13 protein-coding genes are annotated in these 23,299 nt (G+C 36.4%); 7 read left to right on the top strand and 6 right to left on the bottom strand.

What is annotated here, in order from left to right; all coding sequences use genetic code 11:
• Positions 1 to 4: 4 nt before the first annotated feature.
• The 5 genes from NHF50_RS04375 to NHF50_RS04395 form a co-directional block, all read right to left on the bottom strand.
• Complete coding sequence (locus NHF50_RS04375) at positions 5 to 2,116, bottom strand: glycoside hydrolase family 97 protein (RefSeq protein ID WP_252775172.1); 2,112 nt, start codon at positions 2,114 to 2,116, stop codon at positions 5 to 7.
• A gap of 3 nt (positions 2,117 to 2,119) precedes the next feature.
• Positions 2,120 to 4,423: a glycoside hydrolase family 65 protein gene (locus NHF50_RS04380; protein WP_252775173.1), complete on the bottom strand. Its 2,304-nt coding sequence runs from the start codon at positions 4,421 to 4,423 to the stop codon at positions 2,120 to 2,122.
• A gap of 29 nt (positions 4,424 to 4,452) precedes the next feature.
• Positions 4,453 to 5,109, bottom strand: a complete 657-nt coding sequence (gene pgmB / locus NHF50_RS04385) for a beta-phosphoglucomutase (protein WP_109568520.1) — start codon at positions 5,107 to 5,109, stop codon at positions 4,453 to 4,455.
• 1 nt (position 5,110) lies between these two features.
• The gene (locus tag NHF50_RS04390) at positions 5,111 to 6,460 is read right to left on the bottom strand and encodes an MFS transporter (RefSeq protein WP_109568521.1); all 1,350 of its coding nucleotides are present in this window, start codon (positions 6,458 to 6,460) and stop codon (positions 5,111 to 5,113) included.
• A gap of 199 nt (positions 6,461 to 6,659) precedes the next feature.
• Positions 6,660 to 7,703 carry a LacI family DNA-binding transcriptional regulator gene (locus tag NHF50_RS04395; RefSeq protein ID WP_109568522.1) on the bottom strand — a complete coding sequence of 348 codons (1,044 nt, stop codon included), beginning with the start codon at positions 7,701 to 7,703 and terminating at the stop codon, positions 6,660 to 6,662.
• A 224-nt stretch (positions 7,704 to 7,927) separates the two neighbouring features.
• On the opposite strand from NHF50_RS04395, the gene NHF50_RS04400 reads away from it, so the two are divergent.
• The 7 genes from NHF50_RS04400 (at position 7,928) to NHF50_RS04430 (ending at position 20,141) form a co-directional block, all read left to right on the top strand.
• Positions 7,928 to 10,834 (top strand): TonB-dependent receptor, encoded by a 2,907-nt coding sequence (locus NHF50_RS04400; protein WP_252775174.1) that lies wholly within the window; start codon positions 7,928 to 7,930, stop codon positions 10,832 to 10,834.
• An 11-nt stretch (positions 10,835 to 10,845) separates the two neighbouring features.
• Positions 10,846 to 12,447 (top strand): RagB/SusD family nutrient uptake outer membrane protein, encoded by a 1,602-nt coding sequence (locus tag NHF50_RS04405; protein WP_109568524.1) that lies wholly within the window; start codon positions 10,846 to 10,848, stop codon positions 12,445 to 12,447.
• Positions 12,448 to 12,464: 17 nt separating this feature from the next.
• Positions 12,465 to 13,574, top strand: a complete 1,110-nt coding sequence (locus NHF50_RS04410) for a SusE domain-containing protein (RefSeq protein ID WP_252775175.1) — start codon at positions 12,465 to 12,467, stop codon at positions 13,572 to 13,574.
• Positions 13,575 to 13,622: 48 nt separating this feature from the next.
• The gene (locus tag NHF50_RS04415) at positions 13,623 to 16,469 is read left to right on the top strand and encodes an alpha-amylase family glycosyl hydrolase (RefSeq protein ID WP_252775176.1); all 2,847 of its coding nucleotides are present in this window, start codon (positions 13,623 to 13,625) and stop codon (positions 16,467 to 16,469) included.
• A gap of 85 nt (positions 16,470 to 16,554) precedes the next feature.
• The gene (locus NHF50_RS04420; protein ID WP_252775177.1) at positions 16,555 to 18,219 is read left to right on the top strand and encodes a hypothetical protein; all 1,665 of its coding nucleotides are present in this window, start codon (positions 16,555 to 16,557) and stop codon (positions 18,217 to 18,219) included.
• Between the two features lie 129 nt (positions 18,220 to 18,348).
• Entirely contained in the window at positions 18,349 to 19,083 is a 735-nt protein-coding gene (rlmB, locus tag NHF50_RS04425; protein WP_252775178.1) for a 23S rRNA (guanosine(2251)-2'-O)-methyltransferase RlmB, read from the top strand.
• A 5-nt stretch (positions 19,084 to 19,088) separates the two neighbouring features.
• Positions 19,089 to 20,141: a hypothetical protein gene (locus NHF50_RS04430; RefSeq protein WP_252775179.1), complete on the top strand. Its 1,053-nt coding sequence runs from the start codon at positions 19,089 to 19,091 to the stop codon at positions 20,139 to 20,141.
• A 10-nt stretch (positions 20,142 to 20,151) separates the two neighbouring features.
• Here NHF50_RS04430 and NHF50_RS04435 read toward each other — a convergent pair whose 3' ends face one another.
• On the bottom strand, positions 20,152 to 23,283 hold the full coding sequence (locus tag NHF50_RS04435; protein ID WP_252775180.1) for a T9SS type B sorting domain-containing protein: 3,132 nt from the start codon (positions 23,281 to 23,283) through the stop codon (positions 20,152 to 20,154).
• Positions 23,284 to 23,299: the final 16 nt, after the last annotated feature.

The raw sequence follows: 23,299 nt of genomic DNA on the forward strand, positions 1-23,299 counted from the left end.
CTAATTATTTCACTTCAATGATACTGATCGCATATCCGCCACCCGGGGCAGAAGTTAACGTTAACTCTGATTTGTTACTTACTGTTTTTTCAGAAATAATATAAGCCTGCGGATTGGTTTTATAATGTGCGTCTTTAGCATCTGCGTAAATAGTTGCTTTGTACTTTTTACCTTTTTCTAAGAAATCTAATTTGATTCTTGAAGTTCTCTTGGTTATACCATTAACATTTCCTATGAACCAATTTTGAGTTCCTTTTGCTTTACGAGCCACGGTAATATATTTTCCCGGCTCAGCTTCTAAATATTTAGAATCATCCCAATCTACTGCTACATCTTTGATAAATTGGAAAGCATCTAAGAAACGATTGTAGTTTTCCGGTAAATCGGCTGCCATTTGCAACGGGCTGTACATCGTTACATATAAAGCCAATTGGTTTGCCAATGTTGAATTTACATGCGAATGATTATCCGGATTTAACTTATCGATATCCATTTCAAAAATTCCCGGTGTGTAATCCATTGGTCCACCAATCAATCGTGTAAAAGGCAAAATCGTCACGTGATTTGGTTTTGAACCTCCAAACGCTTGGAATTCGGTTCCACGAGCCGATTCGTTTCCGATTAAATTCGGATAGGTTCTACAAATACCTGTCGGACGAACCGCTTCATGCGCATTTACCATGATCTTATAATCAGCTGCCTTTTTAACAGCATATAAATAATGATTGTTGATCCATTGACTATAATGATGTTCGCCAATTGGTAAAATATTCCCCACATATCCACTTTTCACGGCATCATATCCGTTGTCTTTCATGAATCGGTACGCCGTATCCATGTGACGCTCGTAGTTGCGAACCGAACCTGAGGTTTCATGGTGCATAATCATTTTTATACCTTTTGAAGCCGCATATTGATGGATTCCTTTTACATCAAAATCCGGATATGGTGTTACAAAATCGAATACATAATCTTTTTCGTGACCAAACCAATCTTCCCAACCTTCGTTCCAACCTTCTACTAAAACTGCATCAAAACCATGTAAAGCTGCAAAATCGATCAATTCTTTTACGTGTTTAGTTGTCGCTCCGTGTTTCCCATTAGGTTTTGTTTTAGAGTAATCCGTCACCCCTAATTGTACAGAAGGTAAATCATCAGTATAAGCCCATGAGCTTTTTCCGGTAATCATTTCCCACCAAACACCAACATATTTTACCGGTTTAATCCATGAGGTATCTTCAATTTTACAAGGATCATTTAAGTTCAAGGTCAATTTTGACGCTAAAATTTCGCGCGCATCATTACTCACAATAACAGTTCTCCACGGCGAATGACAAGGTGCTTGTAGGTTTCCTTTGTTTCCTTTTGAATCAGGTGTTAACCAAGATTGGAATACAAATTTTTTATCGTCTAAGTTCAAACTCATCAACGAATAATCGATTAAAGCTGCTTCGTGTAAATTGATGTATAAACCATCAGCGGTTTTCATCATCAACGCCGTTTGTACTCCCGTTTCTGAAAATTGCTCTTGCGAAGCATTGGAAGTCACTGCATTTTTAAACAACGATCGTATCTCAGATAATTTTGATTCAGTATAATCGTATTCTTGTGTGTCATAATCTCCCGGAATCCAAAAAGCGGTATGGTCTCCCGTCATTGCAAACTGTGTTCTTTCCTCTTTGATAACGAAATACACTAAATCTTTTTGTTCCGGAAATTCGTAACGAAAACCTAAACCTTCGTTATACAAACGAAAGCGAACAACCATTTTACGATTCGTTACTTTTTGAAGTAAAGTTACTGCCAATTCATTGTAATGATTTACAATTTCTTTTACTTCGCCCCAAACCGGTTTCCACGTTTCATTGAATGTATTCGTTTCTATCTTCTCTATTACAAAACCATCTAACAAGGATTGTTTATCATTTTTCAATTCAAAACCCAGCTTACTTGGTTTTACTACTTCTTTTCCGTTATAACTTAGCTGATACGTCGGCGTACCGTCTTTCAGAAGCGAAAAAGTCATTACTTGCTTTCCGTTTGGCGACTTTAACTCTTGTGCATTAACAGCAAATGAAACCACAGAAAGGAATAATAGAACAATTATTTTTTTCATTTTTTATATATTTAATAGGGATTTAGCTTCAAAGGATTCTCCATTCAGTTGAATAGCGATATTTTGGTCTCCGTCCACAAAAATTTCAGTTCCAGACTGGCTTACCTGAACTTTAAAGATACGATTTCTAAAATTAACTTTAAAAGAATACGATTGCCATTCCGCTGGGATCTTAGGATCAAAAGAAAGTGTTCCATTCTTCACACGCATTCCACCGAAACCTTCAACGATACTCATCCAGGTTCCTGCCATAGACGTAATATGCAATCCTTCATGAACTTCTTTATTGTAATCATCTAAATCTAAACGAGAGGTTCTCAGATAAAATGTATAGGCTTGTTCCATTCTATCCAAAACCGCTGCCTGAATAGAGTGTACACAAGGCGAAAGTGAACTTTCATGTACTGTAAACGGCTCGTAAAAATCAAAGTGCTTTTTCAATTCCTCTTTGGTAAAATGATCTTCAAAGAAATAGAACCCTTGCAATGTGTCCGCTTGTTTGATGTAAGGCGAACGCAAAATCCTGTCCCAAGACCATTTTTGATTAATTGGTCGTTGCGCTTTGTCTAAATTAGCTACAGACACCAATTCTTTATCTAAGAAACCATCTTGTTGTAAAAACACACCATGTTCTTCCGAATAAGGGAAATACATATTGTCGGCAACTTTTTTCCATTCAGAAATTTCCGCTTGTGACAGTTTAGCTTTATTCATAATTCGGGTATAATCAGAACCGAATTTTTGAGCTACATTTTCAATCTGCTGTACTGTATAATCAATACACCATTTGGCAATATAATTAGTATACCAGTTATTATTCACGTTATTTTCGTATTCATTCGGACCGGTTACACCCAAAATTACATACTTATTTTTATGCGTTGAAAATGTGGCTCTTTGATGCCAAAAACGCGCAATTCCGATTAACACTTCCAAACCTTTCTCCGGAATATACGACTCATCTTCCGTATAGCGTGTGTAATTGAAGATGGCAAAAGCTATGGCTCCGTTCCTATGAATTTCTTCGAATGTAATTTCCCATTCGTTATGACATTCTTCACCATTCATCGTTACCATAGGATACAAAGCCGCTCCATTAGAAAATCCTAATTTTTCGGCATTTTCAATGGCTTTTTCCAACTGATTGTATCGATAGGCTAATAAATTTCTAGCTACGTTCTGATCTTTGGTTGCCATGTAAAACGGAATACAATAGGCTTCTGTATCCCAATAAGTTGAACCGCCATATTTTTCACCGGTAAATCCTTTGGGACCAATATTCAAACGCGAATCTTTCCCTGAATAGGTCTGGTTCAAATGAAAAATATTGAAACGAATTCCCTGCTGGGCTTTCACATCTCCTTCTATGGTGATATCGCTCATTTGCCAAATCCTATCCCAATCTTCAATTTGATTTGATAAAAGTGTTTCAAAACCTAATTGATTCGCTCTATCAATAGCATTTTGAGCTGCTTCGAATAAATTTTCAACTGCGTGATTCATTGAGGTTACATAGCCTCCGAACTTCTGCAAAACTACCGTTTGGTCTTGCCCTACAGAAACACTGTAACTCAACTGTACTTTTGACTCTTCCTGAGTAACTGCAGCAGGTTGCAAATTTAGATTTTCACCATCAAGAAAAACCTGATTATCCATAAAAGTAACTACTTCAAAATTAGTTTTTAAAGTATGTGACTGGATAAACCCTGCATTTTTATATTGCTTTATAGCATCAACTTTCCAGAATTTTTCTTCCCAGTTGGTATCTTTATTTTCAATTCCTGAATCTACATACGGTTTCCAAGTTACATTAACCGACTTGTTCAATGGCGTAATTTGGTAACGAATAGCTCCGACTTCGTTTACTTCTAAAGACAAGAAACGCAAAACATTAACCTGAATTTCTACGTCGTTTGGTAAAACTGCCTGAAAAGAACGTTTGTACCAACCTTCTTTCATATTCAATTCGCGACGGAAGTTGGCAACTGATTTACAAGTTTTCAAATCCAAATTTTCTCCGTCAATTTCTATTTGAATTCCAATCCAATTGGGTGCGTTTAGGACTTTGGCAAAATATTCGGGATAACCGTTCTTCCACCAACCCACTTTAGTTTTATCAGGATAATATACTCCGGCAATATAACTTCCTTGAAAAGTACTTCCTGAATAATCTTCTTCAAAATTAGCACGTTGTCCCATGGCTCCGTTTCCTAAACTGAATAAACTTTCTGAGGAACGTACATGAGCCGGCTCAAATCCTTCTTCTATAACCGACCAATTATCCGGTACTATATAATCTTGATTCATATTATTAGTATGCTTTTAGAACAAAAGCATTATTTTTTAATTAGTTCTTTTAAAAAATCTTCACTTATTTGTGTAAAGTTCTGAAAGCAAAATTGTGCTTCGTTCAAAACGTTTACTTCTCCAATTCCTATGCTGGTCATTTGTGCAACATTAGCGGCTTGAATTCCGGCAACCGAATCTTCAAACACAATGCAATCTGTTGCAACCGCATTAACTTTTTTAGCTCCTTGTAAAAACACTTCCGGATCCGGCTTAGCATTGGTTACATCATTTCCGTCTACAATAGCATCAAAATAGTGCAGCAAATTGGTCTTTTCTAAAATGGGTTTAGCATTTTTACTTGCCGATCCTAATACAATATTTTGATGATTTTGTTTTAAAAATTCCAATACGTTAACCACTCCTTTCAGTACTTCTGTTTCATTCATTTTTTCAATGAATGCTAAATACTCTTCATTTTTTTGTACCAGCCAAAGTTCTTTCTGTTCCTGATTTGCCTGAACATTTCCCCATTCCAGTATCAATTCCAGTGAACGCACTCTACTAACTCCTTTTAGTTGCTCGTTATCTTCATGTGTAAACTGAATTCCAATACTTTGGGCTAAGTTTTGCCAAGCTATAAAATGGTATTTAGCAGTATCAACTATAACTCCGTCCAGATCAAATATGAATGTTTTCTGTTTCATTTTAAACGCCTTTAATATCTTTAACTTTCAACACTAAAACTGCTGCTATCAAAAAACTCACACCACTCATAACAATAGCAAAAATTGCATGATCGTGGTAAACATATTTAACTAACGGCCCTCCGATCAAAGCATTAATAATTTGGGGAATAACAATGAAAAAATTAAAAATCCCCATGTAAACCCCCATTTTTTTAGGTTTAATCGATCCTGCTAAAATTGCATAAGGCATAGCCAGGATACTAGCCCAAGCTATTCCTACTAAAATCATTGAAAAAACAAGTGATTCTTTATTAGGCATAAAATACATAGATATCAACCCTATACCTCCTAAAGCAAGTGATACTGCATGAGTCTTTTTTCTACCTATTGCTTTAGCTATAAGCGGAAGTGCAAAAGCAATAACTGCTGAAACTGCATTATAAACACCGAATATAATTCCTACCCAGTCTCCTGCATTTTGAAAATCAGCACTTTTTGTATCTTCAGGTGCTAATCCATAAATGTGTTGGGCAATAGCCGGTGTGGAAAAGACCCACATTCCGAATAGCCCGAACCAAGAAAAGAATTGCACCCAACTTAGTTGGCGCATTGTCTCCGGCATTTTAGCAAAATCAGAAAAAATATCAGAAAGTTTAGCTTCTTTCACATCTTCATCCAGTGCATTTTGATGTTCTTTTTCATCTTGAAATTGCATCAATTCTTCCGGTGAATACTCCTTAGTTGTAAGGATTGTTATTAAAATCGTTCCAACTAAAACCACCGCACCGATAATAAAAGAGTAAATCAAGTTTAAAGGCACTGCTGATGATTCTGTCGATTGATTGCTAACATCAAACCAATTGTGCAAAACATAAGGCAACCAAGAACCTATTACGGCACCTATTCCAATCAATGCTGTTTGTACACTAAACCCTAAGGTGTGCTGGTCCGATCTAAGATTATCGCCAACTAATGCCCTAAAAGGTTCCATGGCAATATTGAATGAAGCATCCATTATCATCAACATTCCTGCTCCTACCCATAAGGCTGGCATAAATGCAATAAAAATTTCAGCTTGCGGCATTAACACAAGTCCTATTGAAGCTAACAACGCTCCTGTCAAAAAATAAGGTTTTCTTCGTCCGAACTTCGACCAAGTATTGTCACTATAGTGACCAATCACAGGCTGAACAATTAACCCCATCAAAGGAGCAATGATCCAAAACCATGATAACTCATGGACATCGGCACCAAAAATCTGAAGTATTCTGCTAGCATTTGCATTTTGTAAAGCAAACCCCATCTGAATTCCTAAGAAACCGAAACTCATGTTCCAAATTTCCCAGAAACTTAACTTACGCTTTTCCATTATCGTAAATAATTTATCGGTTCAATACGATAAGCGCATTAAATGCTTATCAAAACTTAAAAATGTAGAAGTGAAATATAAGCTTTGATATCACAAATTTATTTTTTTAGCCTATTGCTAAACTATTTTCAAGAGAAAAATTTCGGCTACACAAAACAGAAAACAACATAATATATTGAAAAACTGATAATTACAAAAACTATTTCGTTTTCGTAGAATCACGTAAAATCAAATTAGTCTCAATAACTTCCGTTTTGTATTGCTCTATAATTTCTTCTTCATAATCATATTCTTCTTCATTTTCCAACCTTTCAATCAACATCTGAGCTGCTTTTCTCCCCATCTTAATACCATTCTGACTGACCGTTGTAATTGTTGGTGTTGAATACTTAGAAATAATACCATCCGTAAATGCGATAACTTCTAAGTCCTCCGGAACATTAATATCTAAACTTTTAGCTATCTTAATAGCTACCACGGCAAATAATTCATTCACTGCAAAAATCGCATCTACTTCCTCATTATTTAACAAGTAATGTATTTTTGTATTGCAACTATCTATATCTTCAATCTTAATAATATACTTATCTTCCACTTCAATACCGTGAGTCTCCAAGGCTTTAATATAACCGTCCGTTCTCAATTTACCGACACTTACATAATCTACAGTTGTAATTAATGCTATTTTTTTAGCACCACCTTCAATTAAAAAAGAAACAGCATCAAAAGCAGCCGAAAAGTCATCGATGATCACTTTGTCTGTAAAAATTTCATTCGTTACCCTATCGAACATCACTACCGGCATTCCCTGATTCATTACTTCCATTATATGATGATAATCCGACTTTTGTTGGGTTTCTTTAGAAAGAGACATAATAAAACCATCAGTACTGCCATTTGCCAACATCTCTAAGTTAATCACTTCTTTATCAAAAGATTCATTTGACATACAGATGATAACATTGTAGCCTTGTTCATTAGCAACCTGTTCAATCCCTGTAATTACAGTTGCAAAAAAATGGTGAACTATTTCAGGGATCACGACCCCAATTGTTTTCGTTTTTTTATTTTTTAAGCTTAACGCAATATTATTAGGCTTATAATTATACAATTTTGCAAAAGCCTGAACTTTCAGGCGAGTATCTTCACTTATTTCGGGGCTATTTCTTAACGATTTTGAAACTGTTGATACTGAAACATCTAATTCTTTAGCTATTTGTTTTAAGGTAACTTTTCGTCTCATGGTATTTTTAACAAATAATAATTTTTGAATAAATGTAATCTATATTTTTCACTATCACAATTTTACACGCAAAAATCGAGCTTTTCATTAAAGTTTTCAACACGAAAACGTTTTCGCAAGGTTGTTAATCGAATTTCATTTTGGAAAACGTTTTTTTTACATAATTTTAACATTAGAAGTGAATATAAGCGAATAAAAACAATCGTTTAACCTAATATTTTTGTATGAAAACACTGCAAAAAAAGTTATTACTTTTATTACTTATCTTACCCATAAGTATGTTTGCACAAAACACCTTAAAAGGAGTTGTTTTAGATAGTGGTTCGCAACAACCGCTGCCGGGTGTAAACATTTTAGTAAAAGGCACGTCAAATGGTACTACAACTGATTTTGACGGAAACTTTACCCTAAACAATCTTAAAAAGAATGACATTTTAATTTTGAAGTACATTGGCTTTAAAGAAGTAACTTATACTTACACAGGTCAAGACAATGTTACAATTACCATGACAGAAGACCTTCAACAACTTCAGGATATAGTTGTTATAGGTTATGGTACTGTTAAGAAAGAAGACGCAACGGGTTCTGTAAGCACAGTTACTGAGAAAAACTTTGTTAAAGGACCGGTAGTTGCTGCGGATCAGATGATTCAAGGAAAAGTTGCCGGAGTACAGATCACCAATGGTGGTGGAGCACCCGGTGAAGGAGCGACAATCAGAATTCGTCAGGGGTCTTCTCTGAGTGGAAATAACGACCCTTTATTTGTAATTGATGGTGTTCCTGTTGCAGCAGACAACACAGGAGGACGAAATCCTTTGGCTTCTATTAACCAGAACGATATTGAAAGTGTTACCGTTTTAAAAGACGCATCTGCTACTGCTATCTATGGTTCCAGAGCCTCAAACGGGGTAATCATTATTACCACCAAAAAAGGGAAAAGCGGGGAAATGAAAATTAATTACAGTGGAAATGTTTCTTACAGTAGTATAGCAAAAAAAGTAGATGTTTTAAGTGGTGACCAATTAAGAAGTTATGTTAATACTTATGGAAACACCAACCAACAGGCACTTTTAGGTACAGCCAATACGAATTGGCAAGAAGAAATCTATCGCGATGCAATTGGTACTGATCACAACATCTCTTTATCAGGAGGTAGTGACAATATCACGTACAGAGCTTCAGCCGGTTTTACTGATATGGATGGTATCTTAAAAGAAGACAATTTCACAAGAGCTACAACCAGTGCTTCAGTAGTAGGCAACTTTTTTAATGAACATTTAAAAATTGAAGCTAATAACAAGACTTCCTCCATGCGTAATAACTACAGTGAAAGGAGTGCAATCGGATCTTCATTAGCTTTCGATCCAACACAAAACATCTATAATTCTGATGGTTCTTATTTTGAATGGAACCAACAATTGGCCAGCAGAAACCCAGTAGCTTTAATTAATCAATCCCATAATTACGGAACTGCTTTCAGAAGCTTAGGAAATATTCAAGCAGAATATAAATTACATTTCTTCCCAGACTTAAAAGCTGTTGCTAACTTTGGCTATGACTATACAACAGGGAGAAGCTATGGAGGGTATGGATATGACAGCAATTATTATTATACAAATGCTTCTGCTGAATATGACTACACAAATGATAGTAAAAACAGATTAATGGATTTGTACTTAAACTATCATAAAGATATTGATGCCATTAAAGGTTCGGTAGAATTAACTGCCGGATATAACTATCAAAATTTTGATTATATCAACAATGGTGGCTATTCTGTAAATATTGCCGGAGTAGAATCTGTAACACCGGCTACAAAAACCGGTTATAACCTACAGTCTTATTTTGCCAGAGGGATCTTCAACTTTTATGATAAATATGTATTAACAGCAACTATCCGCAGAGACGGAACTTCAAGATTTGCTCCTGAATACAGATGGAGTAATTTCCCTTCAGCAGCTTTAGCCTGGAAAATCGATAAAGAAAAGTTCTTAGAAAATGTTTCTTCTATCTCTTCACTGAAACTTCGTATAGGTTGGGGTATTACCGGACAGCAAGACATAGGAAAGCTGTACCCTTCATTACCTACCTACCTTAGCTCTGATAACCAAGCTCAGTATCAAATAGGGGACACTTTTTATACAACAGTAAGACCACAAGCCTACAATTCTAATTTAAAATGGGAACAAACCGAAACCAGAAATATAGGTCTTGATTTCGGGCTAATAAAAAACAGAATTACGGGTAGCATAGACCTATATGAGAAAAGAACGAAAGACTTAATTGCATATGTTCCTAACCCTGCATTCTATGGTTTTTCTAACTATGATTATTATAATATTGGTAAAACAAAGAATCAAGGTATTGAAATGGCTTTAGAAGCTGTAGTTGTTAGTACAGATGATTGGAACTTTACTGTAGGAGGTAACATGACGCTACAAAACTCTAAAGTAACCGGTTTAATTGACGGAGCTCCTGACTTTGGAATCTCAACCGGAGGTATTACAGGAGGTATTGACAATCAAGTACAAAGAATACAGGTTGACTATGCTCCAAATGCTTATTATGTATATGAGCAAGCTTATGATTCAAATGGTCAACCAATTGACGGCGTATTTATAGACCGAAACGGAGACGGACAAATAACTACTGATGACCGTTATTTCTATAAAAAACCACAAGCTGATGTATATTATGGTTTCTATACTAATTTAAGCTACAAAAACTGGGATTTAGCTATGTCTTGGAGAGGAAGTTGGGGTAATTATAACTATTACAATGTTGATTCAAACTTAGGATGGAGCAATCAAATTCTTATTAGAGATACCGACTTAGGAAATGCTACGACAGAAGTACTGGATACTAATTTTAGCTACTCAGGATCAGAACGTTACTTATCAGATTATTACATAAGAGATGCTTCATTCATAAGAATGGATAACCTGACTATTGCTTATAATTTCAAAAATTTCTTAGGCTCAAAGGCGAATGCAAGATTATCATTAGCAGGACAAAATCTGATCTTAATCACAGATTATAAAGGAATTGACCCTGAGGTAAACGGAGGAATTGACAATACAATTTACCCAAGACCTAGAATGTACACATTCGGTTTAAATGTAAACTTTTAAAAAAAATCACTATGAAGAATTTAAAATTAAAACTATTAAGCTTATCTTCTTTGTTATTCTTATTCCTTACTGTTTCTTGTACTGATGAATTAGACACAAAACCTGAAGGAACTGAACAAACAGCAGATGAATTATTTGCAGATCCTAGCTCATATAAAAGCTTTTTAGCTAAACTTTATGCCGGTCTTGCAACGACTGGTCAGCAAGGGCCTGCAGGACAGGGAGATGTTGCTGGTATTGATGAAGGATTTAGCTCATATGTCAGAAACCTTTGGAATTTTCAAGAATTGACAACAGACGAAGCAATCATAGCATGGAACGATGCTACTATAAAAGACTTCCATTGGCACACTTGGACCGTTTCTGATGGTTTTGTAAAAGCAACTTTTTACAGATTATCCTACCAAATTACAAACTGTAATGAATTTTTAAGACAGACTACAGATGAAAAATTAGATGGTAGAGGTGTAACAGGTAGCTTAAGAGATGACATCAAAACTTTCAGAGCAGAAGCTCGTTTTTTAAGAGCTTTGAGCTACTGGCACATCATCGACCTATTCGGAGGTGCTTCTTTAACTACTGAAGATTCTCCTACTCAATATTATTTACCGGACTATGCTAACAGACAACAACTATTTGATTTTGTTGAAAGTGAATTAACCGGAATGGAAGCGGATTTGAAAGAACCTAACAGCAATGAACAATTCAGAGTTGATAAAGCGGCTGCTTGGATGTTAAAAGCGAAACTGTTCTTAAATGCTCAGGTTTATGTAGGAACAGACAGAACTCAAGACGCTTATACTTATGTAAATAAAGTAATCAATGAAACCAGTTATTCTATACACAGTAATTATTCTCAACTATTTTTAGCTGATAATGATACTAACGGTGCTCAAAATGAGTTCATCTTTGCTGTAGCATTTGATGGTTTACATACTAAAACATACGGAGGTACAACTTACCTGACACATGCTCCGGTTGGAGGTAGTATGGATGCTTCTGAATTCGGTATTAACGGTGGTTGGGCAGGATTGCGAACTACTTCTGCATTTGTTGAAAAATTTGACGGAATGGATAATGATACCAGAAAACAATTCTACACTTCAGGTCAAACATTAGAGATTAACGATGTGGGAAGTTTTACCGATGGCTATGCAATTGCCAAATGGAAAAATGTAGACAGTATGGGTAATCAAGGGTCAGATGCTTCGGGAGATTTTGTTGACACAGACTACCCTATGTTCAGATTGGCTGATGCTTACCTAATGTATGCAGAATGTTTCTTAAGAGGAGGTGGCGGTGATGCTACAACAGCTGTGGGCTATATCAATGAGCTAAGAGAACGAGCTTACGGAAACACTTCCGGAGATATTACAGCTTCTGACTTGGACTTAGATTTTATCTTAGACGAACGTGCAAGAGAATTACATTGGGAAGGCCACAGAAGATCTGATTTGATCCGTTTCGGAAAATTTAGCGGTAGTTCTTATTTATGGCCTTGGAAAGGAAATGTGGCCAATGGCGCACCAATCCCTTCTTACAGAAAATTATTCCCAATACCACAAGATGCAATTATTGTAAATCCGAATTTAATTCAAAACCCTGGTTATTAATTTAATATTAAAGATATATGAAAAATATAGTTAAATCATTATTTGTTTTATTAAGTGTCTTTGCTATCTCATGTAGTACTGACGATGTACAAGACAGACCTGTTATACAAGGTGTTGACGCACCTGTTTTAACTGCTCCTGAAGACGGAAATACTTACACATTACTTCCTGAAAATATGGATGCCTTAGCAGAACGTTTCGTTTGGACAGCGGCTAATTATAATGGTAATGTAGCTATAAACTACTCCGTTGAAATGGATCTTACCGGTGGGGATTTCTCAAATGCTCAAGTATTGGGAGGAACTTCAGGTGATCTTCAGGCTCCGGTTACAGTAGAAACGTTAAACAATGCTTGCACAGCTCTAGGTGCAAATCCTTATGAAGCTAGTAGTTTTGATGTAAGAGTAGTTTCTTCGGTAGGAAGTAACAGTACTGCTTATTCGCCAATGGTTTCTAATATTGTAACTATAGTTATTACTCCTTACACAACCGAAAGTCCTAAACTTTATGTAATCGGTAATTTTCTAAGTAGCAGCGGATATGGTGCTGATTGGACGCCGGATGCCAGTTTACCTGCTTTAGCTTCTTCTGGTTATGGCTTAACTGATTTTGAAGGATATGTATATATGAATGTAACAAGTCCTGAATTCAAATTATTACCAACTAACAGTAGTTTTGATGGCGATTACGGTGATGACGGAACTTTTACAGGTACTTTACTTCAAGATGGTGAAGTTAACGTTCAACTATCTGCGGGAAGTTATTATAAAATAAATGCGAACACTACAACAATGACATACACAACTACAGCGACTCAATGGGCTGTAACCGGTTCTGCTACTACTTTAGGCTGGCCTGCCGGTCCTGATGGTACTGATGGTCAGGATGTAGATTTAACTTATAATACAGTAACAAAAAAATGGGAAGTTATCACAACTCTTACAGGAGGTCAGGAATTAAAATTCAGAGCAAATAATGCTTGGACATTGAATTATGGTGATGATGGTGCTGACGGATCATTAAATGAAGGAGGAGCAAATATCGCTATTGCGACAACGGGATCTTATTTAATTGAATTAGATTTAAGCAATCCGAGAGAGTATACTTATACTTTAACCGCACAATAAAAATTTTCAAGGGCTAACCAAAAGTTAGCCCTTTTTAAACTATAAGAAATGAAAAAAATCTTTACCTATTTTTTCTTTTGTATCACAGCCATTTCATTTGCGCAACTCTCATGGCAGGGAGGGACTAATCCTGACCAGAATCAATCTGCAACCCTACTATTTGATAAAACCGGAACCGGTTTATCTTCATATTCAGGAACTATATATGCCCATACAGGAGTAACATTAAACGGAAGCGCCTGGCAAAATGTAATCGGGAACTGGGGAGATAATACTGCACAACCCTCATTAACTTTAGTCTCAGGAAATATCTATAAATTGGACTTAACGTCTACCATTGAGAATTTTTATTCTGTAAGTTCAGGAACCATATCTAAAATCAATATTGTTCTGAGAAGTGCAGACGGAACACAGCAAACTGCGGATTTAGAAATAAATGTAGGCTCTTTTCAATCTACATTAATCTCTCCTTCAGAAAACAGTACAACCATTTTAAACTCTGGTGATAATCTAAGCATCAGTGCTTCGAACACTAACGGAAATGCTGATTACACGCTATTGGCTAACGGAGTTAGTCTTAATACTTTTACCGGAAGTACTTATAATTATACTGACACTAATATCACAACCAATAAAAACTATGAGTTACAAATTACTCAAGGTGGTATTACACAATCAAAATACTTTTCTGTTGTTATCAATCCCGGAGTGCTCTCTGAGAACCTTCCTGCAAATACTGTGATCGGTATCAATTATGACAACAGTGATACTACTAAAGCAACTTTAGTACTGAATGCTCCCGGAAAAGAATTTATTTATGTAGCCGGAAGTTTTAACAATTGGCAACCTTCTTCGGCTTATGCCATGAAAAAAGACCCATCTTCGGATAAATTCTGGATCGAATTAGTCGGTTTAACTCCCGGACAAGTATACACTTACCAATATTGGGTATTCGACACAACTCCTACAACTAATTCACAAATATTAGTCAAAACGGCTGATCCTTGCTCTACTTTAGTTTTATCGCCTTATGATGATCCTTATATTCCATCCGGTTCATTTCCTGATCTGGCAACAACTTATGCTTATCCTGCCGGACAAGAAAGGGAAGTTACAGTTCTTCAAACCGGACAAACACCTTATAACTGGCAAGTAACAAACTTCACAAAACCTTCTAAAGACAACTTAGTGGTTTATGAAGTTTTGGTACGTGATTTTGATGCAGACAGAAACTATCAGGATCTGATTGACAAGGTAAACTATTTCAAAAATTTAGGAGTCAATGCTATTGAATTAATGCCTGTTATGGAATTTGAAGGCAATGAAAGTTGGGGATATAATACTTCCTTTCACATGGCTTTAGACAAATATTATGGCACATCTGATAAACTAAAAGAATTTGTTGATCTCTGCCATCAAAACGGAATTGCCGTTATTCTAGATATCGCTTTTAACCATGCTTTCGGTAGAAATCCTATGGTTCGCATGTGGATGAACGATCCTGACGGTGACGGTTGGGGTGGTCCGAATACCGACAATCCTTATTTTAATACCGTTGCCAAACATTCCTATAGTGTAGGAGAAGATTTCAATCATACTTCTGCAGACACTAAAGAATATGTAAAAAGAACGGTTCAGTATTGGATTGAAGAATTTAAAATTGACGGTTTTCGTTGGGACTTAACGAAAGGTTTTACACAAGCTTGTACAGCCAGTGATGAAACTTGTACCAATGCTTACCAACAAGATCGTGTAGATATCCTTAAAGATTATGCTGACTTTTCATGGAGTATTGATCCGGATCATTATGTGATCTTTGAACATTTAGGAACGGATGCTGAAGAACAACAATGGGCTAACTACCGTTTAAGTGAAGGAAAAGGCATTATGATGTGGGGTGAAATGTTCTACAACTACAATCAACTGGCTAAGGGATACGCTACTAATGCTGATATTACCCGAATGGGACATGTAAGCCGTGGATTCTCCGGTAAACGTTTGATGGGATACCCGGAAAGTCACGATAAAGATCGTTTAATGTATGAAGCGGTTACTTATGGAAATGGTGCAGGATCTTACCCTGTTCAAGGCAACCTGACAAATGCTTTAAACAGAATGGCTTCCTTGGGAGCGGTCAGTTTATTAATCCCGGGGCCTAAAATGATCTGGCACTTTCAGGAGTTAGGAATGGACGATTCTATTTACACTTGCACAAACGGAACTGTAAACAGTGAGACCGATACTACAACCGGAGATTGTAAACTATCTACTAAACCACAACCACAATGGGTGGAAGATTGGTTAAATGATGCGATAAGAGGCGCTATCTATACAAAATACTCTAAATTAATTCAATTAAAAACCACTGAGCCTGTTTTTAACGGCGATTACGCCATCAGTCCGGATGCTAATGCTATTAAACCTCGTATTTACATCTATGATAATAGCTTACCGGCTAGCAGTTTGAAAAATGTAGTGGTTTTAGCAAACTTTTCAGTTGCTGACCAAAATGTCACTCCAGACTTCCCTTATACCGGAATCTGGTATGACTTAATGGATAATACCCCAATAACGGTTAGTAGTACATCTGCTCAAATTTTAATTCCATCCGGACAGTTTAAAATATATGGAAATCAACCGGCGACTTTAACTGCTGAAACTTTTGATCTAGAAAATGAGTTCGCTCTTTACCCAAATCCGGCAAAAGAGAGTTTTTCAGTTTCTTCATCAGCCGATTCAATTGAAATCTTTTCAATTACCGGACAAAGCATTCTGAAACAGTCTAATATAGAGGCAAACCAAGCAATTGCTGTCACTAATTTAAAATCCGGTGTTTATCTGATTAAGATCACCAAAGAAAATAAATCCATTACTAAAAAACTGATTAAAAACTAAATTTGGGTTAGTTTTATAAGTTTGAGGCACCTTCGGGTGCTTCTTTTTTTATACGAAATAGACAACAATTTCGTTTCTTTACAGTATGAAAAAAATTTTTCTGTATTTTACCTTTTTATTACTGCAAAATACTTTTGCCCAAAATTTTCATTTAAAGATCAAAGGACAAAATAATACAGAAACAAAAACTATTGACAGTATAGGTTATGTTAATACCTTTGAAAAAGTCAGTGAAATTGTTGAGTACAAAAAATCCTTTGAAAACAAACTAACGCTTCTGGGCTTTTATCAAAAAGAGCTTCTCGAACAACAAAAAGTAAATGACAGTTCTTTTCTTTTGGTTTACCAACTTGGTAAAGCAATTACCGAGATCAATATTAATTTCAATACACTTTCGGATAACGAAAAGGAACTTATTCATGAAACAAGCGATACTATAACAATTCCCACTTCCGAAATTGAAAACTGGATGAATGGCAAACTGGCACTCTTAGAAAAAAACGGATACGCTTTAGCCAAACTGCAATTGCAAAACGTTCTTTCCCGAAAAAATATTTTACAAGCTACTTTATTTTTCAGTGCCGGAAGCAAAAGGACTTTTAATGAATTAGTCATTATAGGCTATGATAAGTTTCCTGAAAACATTAAACGCAATTGGAATAAAAAGCTAAAAAAAAGAGATTTCAACCAAGAACTGGTTGAAGAAATTTATAATGATTTTTCTGAATTCCCTTTTGTAAACCAAATTAAATATCCGGAAATCTTATTGACCCAAGACAGTACCAAAGTGTATGCTTATGTTGAAAAGAGCCGACCAAATAAGTTTGACGGTTTTATAGGCTTTGCTAATGATGCTGAAAAAAGTAAAATCGTTTTTAACGGATATCTCGATCTTGCCTTGCAAAATATTTTCAATTCGGGTGAAAAGTTTAACATCTATTGGCGAAATGACGGGAATCAACAGACTTCTTTTAATTTAGGTACAGAACTTCCTTACGCCTTTAAAACTGCTTTCGGACTAAAAGGAAATTTAAAGATCTTTAAACAAGACAGCACCTTTCAAAATACCAATCTGGATTTAAATGTAGGTTATTATTTTTCCTATAACAAAAAAGCTTTTTTGGGCTATCAGAGTACGAATTCCGTTGACATTCAAAATAGTAATTCCGCATCTTTGCAAGATTTCAACAGTAAATTTTACACCTTAAGTTTTGAATATATCAAACGAGATAAAAATTCTGTTTTATTTCCCGAAAAAACCAATTTCTTTCTGAAAACCGGAATCGGTAACAGAACCTTAACTGCTGAGACAACTCATCAGATATTGGGACAAATGGAAATCAGTCATAATCTCTACATCAATGAAAAAAACAGCATCAATGTAAAGAACCAAACGTTTTATTTAGATAGTAACAACTATGTTGTCAACGAATTATTCCGGTTCGGAGGAATTAATTCCATCCGAGGTTTTAGGGAAAACACATTACAAGCCAGCTTGTTTTCCGGAATCTTCACAGAATACCGATATATTTTAGCTTCCAATTTATTCGTTAATTCTATTATAGATTATGGATATATGCAGGATAAAACAGCTGATATTCAGGAAAATTTATTAGGCTTGGGCTTTGGTTTCGGACTGGCTAGCCCGAATGGCTTATTCAGTTTAGTCTATGCAAACGGTTCTACAAAAGAACAGACTATAAAACTCTCTAACTCTATTGTTCATATTAGTTTTAAAACTAATTTTTAGTCTAAAAAAATACCAAAAGTTTTATTTCATCTTATTCTTTTTTCCGCACCAATCCCACTCCTCGATTAATCCTCTACTTACAGATATTAAAAATAGAAAGAAATACTAAAAATAACTACCTTTGTCCCCATGGAAAAAGGACAACAAATATTTGGTATTCGTGCTATAATTGAAGCCATTCAATCAGGAACTGAAATTGATAAAGTTTTTATTCAAAAAGATTCTCACGGCGAATTAATGCGTGAATTGTTGAAGGTACTCAAAGAACACAATATCAATTATGCTCAGGTTCCTGTTGAAAAATTGAACAGGTTAGGCAACCGAAACCATCAAGGAGCCATTGCTACTGTTTCCCCTATTTCCTTTCAGGACCTGGATGAATTGATCATGTCCCTTTCAGAAGCTGGAAAAACACCTCTTTTTTTGGTTTTAGATGGGGTTTCCGACGCCCGAAATTTCGGAGCAATTATCCGAACGGCTGAATGTACCGGAGTTCACGGAATCATCATATCCAAACAAGGTAGTGCCCCTGTAAACGGAGACACTGTAAAAACAAGTGCCGGCGCCGTTTTTAATGTCCCTATCTGTAAAGTAGATCATATTAAAGATGCTGTATTCCACCTACAAGCTTCCGGAATCAAAACGGTAGCTGCAACTGAAAAAACCCATACTGATCTGTACGAGGTTGATCTTAAAGAGCCCGTTGCTATTATTATGGGAAGTGAAGACAAGGGTGTGAATCCTTCTGTTCTTAAGGTTGTAGATGAAAAAGCTAAATTACCTATGTTTGGCACTATCTCATCTTTAAATGTATCTGTTGCCTGTGGTGCCTTTTTATATGAAGCTATTCGCCAACGATCATAAAGAACATGAAACCGGACGACGTTAAAATAAATTTTCGCAAACCGAATTATGAAGTTTCAGATGAACTTTTTCGTTATTTGGAAAAGTATGGACGAACTACACAAACCCGCGTGTTGTATGATGATCTATTACGCTTTTCCGGCTATATCAGTTTAGAAGACGAGCAAGGCAATGATACTTTGTGGTTACGCGTCTATTATCCGGAATTTGAAAGAGCCGAGATCGAAGCCAGCTTAAATAAAATTTATACTCTTTTACATTCCGATGGCGATGAGGAAACACTGCCATTTCTTACTGTCGATTCTATTGATTATTGTACTTTCGGAAACTCTAAACCATTTCGGATTAAAGTTCGTAATATCCTGAATGACAATTTCACCAATTTTTACATCAAAAAAGCCGATGCTTCCCGTATTTACGGATTGGAACTGGAAGAAATACTTTCACCTAACCGAATCAATTTTTTGATCCATAAAGATACTTTAATAGAAGAGCATATTATAGGTGTTCCCGGAGATGTCTTCATACAAAAAATGCTGCCCAACTGCACGGAACTGGAAAAAGCTCAAATTGCCAAAGAATTCGTGAAATTCAATGAGCGTTGTTTCTTAGGGTTATTAGGAGATATGCGTTCGTACAATTATGTGGTTATTCCCATTCACGATTTTGACCATGTAGTCTATAGAATACGTCCCATTGATTTTGACCAACAATCGTACGAGGGTAATTTAAAAATTTATTTTCCTCAGTTTTATAAAGAAAACTTTCAGATGGTCAAATTAGTTATGGATAAACTAAAGCCTAATTCGGTTGAGCAGTATCGGAAAGAAGTTCGATCAGCTACTGTAAAACGTATTTTGGGACTGGAAAACCGCTTGGAAGAATTATTAGCAATCATGAGAAAAGAAGAAATTGCTCCGAAAGAACATGTTGAAATGTTAAAAAAAGCACTTCAAAAATACACCCATGATATACACTTTAAACAATGTAATACCATGGGCGATATTGTGTCAACCGGAATTGAACTACTACTTAAGAACTATAAAAATTATTTTTAAATCCGGAGAATTACCTTTTTAAACTAAAATGGCTTCTGAACTCTTTCATCTCATTATTTGCCGGATCTCTGTAAATCAATTTAAACCAATAATCCGTTGAGGGTAACTGATGGCCGTTATAGATTCCGTCCCAACCCAATGACATGGTACTGATTTGTTTCAGTAATTTCCCGTAACGATCAAAAATATAAGCAGTTGCATCAGGTTGACCTTCTAACCCAATAAGTTGCCAATTATCATTATATCCGTCACCGTTAGGCGTGAAAAATCTCGGGTAATTCAAAACAATTACCTTAACACTAATTACCTCTCCACATCCGTCAACACTCTCTACATAAATTGTATGTTCGCCACCGGGCACATTGGTAAAGTAACCATCGTATTGTAACAATCCATTATCCATCCAATAAACAAAATTACCTGATCCTGAAGCCTGTGCAGATACTACGGCTTGGTCTGAAAATTGTCCTGCAATTACATCTGCTGTTAGTGAAGTAGGTCCTAATGTTGTACACTCAACATCCACATCCGTACATCCGGGACAATCCGGATTCGGATCGGGTACATCTGAACTTACGGCAACAATATTTGTTAAATTACCGGTAAACTGAACAGGGATATCAATGGTAACTTCATAACTAACAGATTCACCTACTGATAAAACGACTATACTATCATTCAAATCACCTATACCGATCTGTCCGTTCCCTTGCCAACTCATATCCGTTATTCCTGTCGGAACCGGATCGGAAACCACAACCTGAGTTGCATCACTCGGACCGTTATTAGTAACCGTAATGGTATAAGTAGTCGTTGTCCCTGAATAGTACATGGTTTGATTATTTGTTTTTACAACTTCTAAATCTGAAAGATACTGAATAGCAACCACTGTTGCATCTTCATCTGCTGCAGTACTTGGATCATCTGATACAATAGCCATTGTTCCTCCTTGCGGAGCATCTGCAGTAGCTATAGCCTGATTTACCACTTCCCCTGCCTGAATATCAGCCAAAGTAACCGTATGCTGCGCCGTTACCGTTACACTTTCACCCGGGTTCAAAACTGAAATTGCACTAGGGCTTATACTACCAAGATCAGCATTATTATCCGTAACCTGAATGTTATTAATTGCTATCTGTCCTGTATTTTCCAATACCAGTTCATATTCAATTACATCTCCGATATTGTAATAAACTGAAAACTGGGATTCTTTCGAAAATTGCAGATCCGGTGTCGGATAATCAGCTATTGCCTGAGAACTATTATTTGACTGGTCTGTATCTGTATTTGTCCCTGAAATCTGGGCAATATTTGTATGGTTTCCTGTAGGGTTGATTGTAACAGTAACTAAAAGTGTTTCTGTTGCTCCGAAATCTAAATCTCCGACGGTCCATATTCCTGCAACAGGGTCATAACTTCCCGCACTGGCAGTATAAGACACATACTGATATCCATCGGGAAGCAGATCAGTTACCTCAACATTAGTATCGTTACTCAACCCTAAATTTGAAGCTACTATTTGGAATACTGCCTGGTCTCCTTGAGCTGAGGCAACTGTTTTATTTACTTCTAAATCACTACAAGGATTGATCTCCACATACACGGGAGCCGATAACTGAGTAACTCCACAGGCTCTCTCCCCTCTTACTGAATAATTTCCTGTTTCAGTAGCCACATAAGTATCTGACGTTGCCCCTGCGATCAATTGTCCGTCTAAAAACCATTGATACGGATCCATCCCTGAAGTTGTGGTCAAAGTTGTTGAACATTGATCTACGGATAGTTCTGCCGGAGGACTCGGACTGTCGCTAAAGGCTGAAAAGAACCCTGACATAGAAAAACCGGTTCCTTGCTGTACGATACTTGTGGTAAGTCTTGCCAGAGATTCAATATGAATACTCAATGGGTTTCCGATGTTATTATTATTAAAACGTATCATATAAAATCCGGTACTTCCTAAAGCTACTCTAGGGACTCCTGTCAAAGTTTCTATATCCTGACTGTTCATATAAACAGGTTCTGTCAAACTTTCTATGAGTATATATCCGAAATAAGGCAGATCACCATTTGCATAATCTATAAACTTTCTGGTAATTACATTAGTTGTTCCTGAACAACCACCTATTGGCATTACCGTAGAAATATCTGTTTCACAATCCACAGCCGTTCCCGAATAGACAATAATAGGATTATTTGACACTATGAACGAACTTGAATATTGATTATTACTGTCACCATGATGTACTGTCTGATAGCTTCCGGCATTGGCCAGATTGTATGTAAGCGGTGTACTTATCTGTTGTCCGGAAGCATTAAAATTTGTGATTTGAACACTGGTTCCGGGTTGAGTGGCTACAATAGTTGTCTGTTCCGGATCATTTGCTCCTGCACCTGATGTTCCGCTACCTCTCACAACTATATACTGCTGACCAAGTACATTAACCGGTGCGATTTGATCTACTGTTCCGTCTTCACCATTTCCTCCGCATGTTTGAGGAGTATCTCCGTAACTACCCACATTGACCACAACTGCTTTATCTGCTGTTAATAAAGCTCCCATTGCCGCAGTAAACAATCTACTCTGTCCGGCATTTAGTGATGTCATTACTACTCCGTTTAAAGTTACTGTTGTATTATCATTTATTGCCATTACAGAATAAATAGGATTTCCTGTTGCTAATCCGGTATAATTACTTCTATAATATCCCAACCTGAATTCTAATCCGCGTCCCTCATCTCCGAAACTCACTAAAGACGCATTTCCTTTTATATTCAGGTTACTGGTTCCTGACGTGTCGGATGCAATATTTCTCATATTTACCAAAACCGGAGCCGAAGCCGAAACTATTAAACCTCTATCAGAATAATTAGTTCCTGTGTTATTCCTCGAAAGCGAATTGGCTGAACCCAAAAACCTATAAGACACAGGATTATTAGCTGTTACATTAAATGTTGTAATGAAAGTTCCGTCGCTTTTTCTTAATTCCACACTAACTGTCCCTGCCTCTTTTGTCGATACAACAATTTCATTTGCATTGCTCCAATATTGCCAAGGTGACGGAGCGATGTAATGCACTGATGCATACTGTGCAGTCATACAATATGACGCCATAAAAAAGACAAATAAAAATATTTTCTTCATTGATCCTTTTGTCAAA

This window comes from Flavobacterium sp. NRK F10 (assembly GCF_024054235.1).
GTDB lineage: Bacteria > Bacteroidota > Bacteroidia > Flavobacteriales > Flavobacteriaceae > Flavobacterium > Flavobacterium sediminis.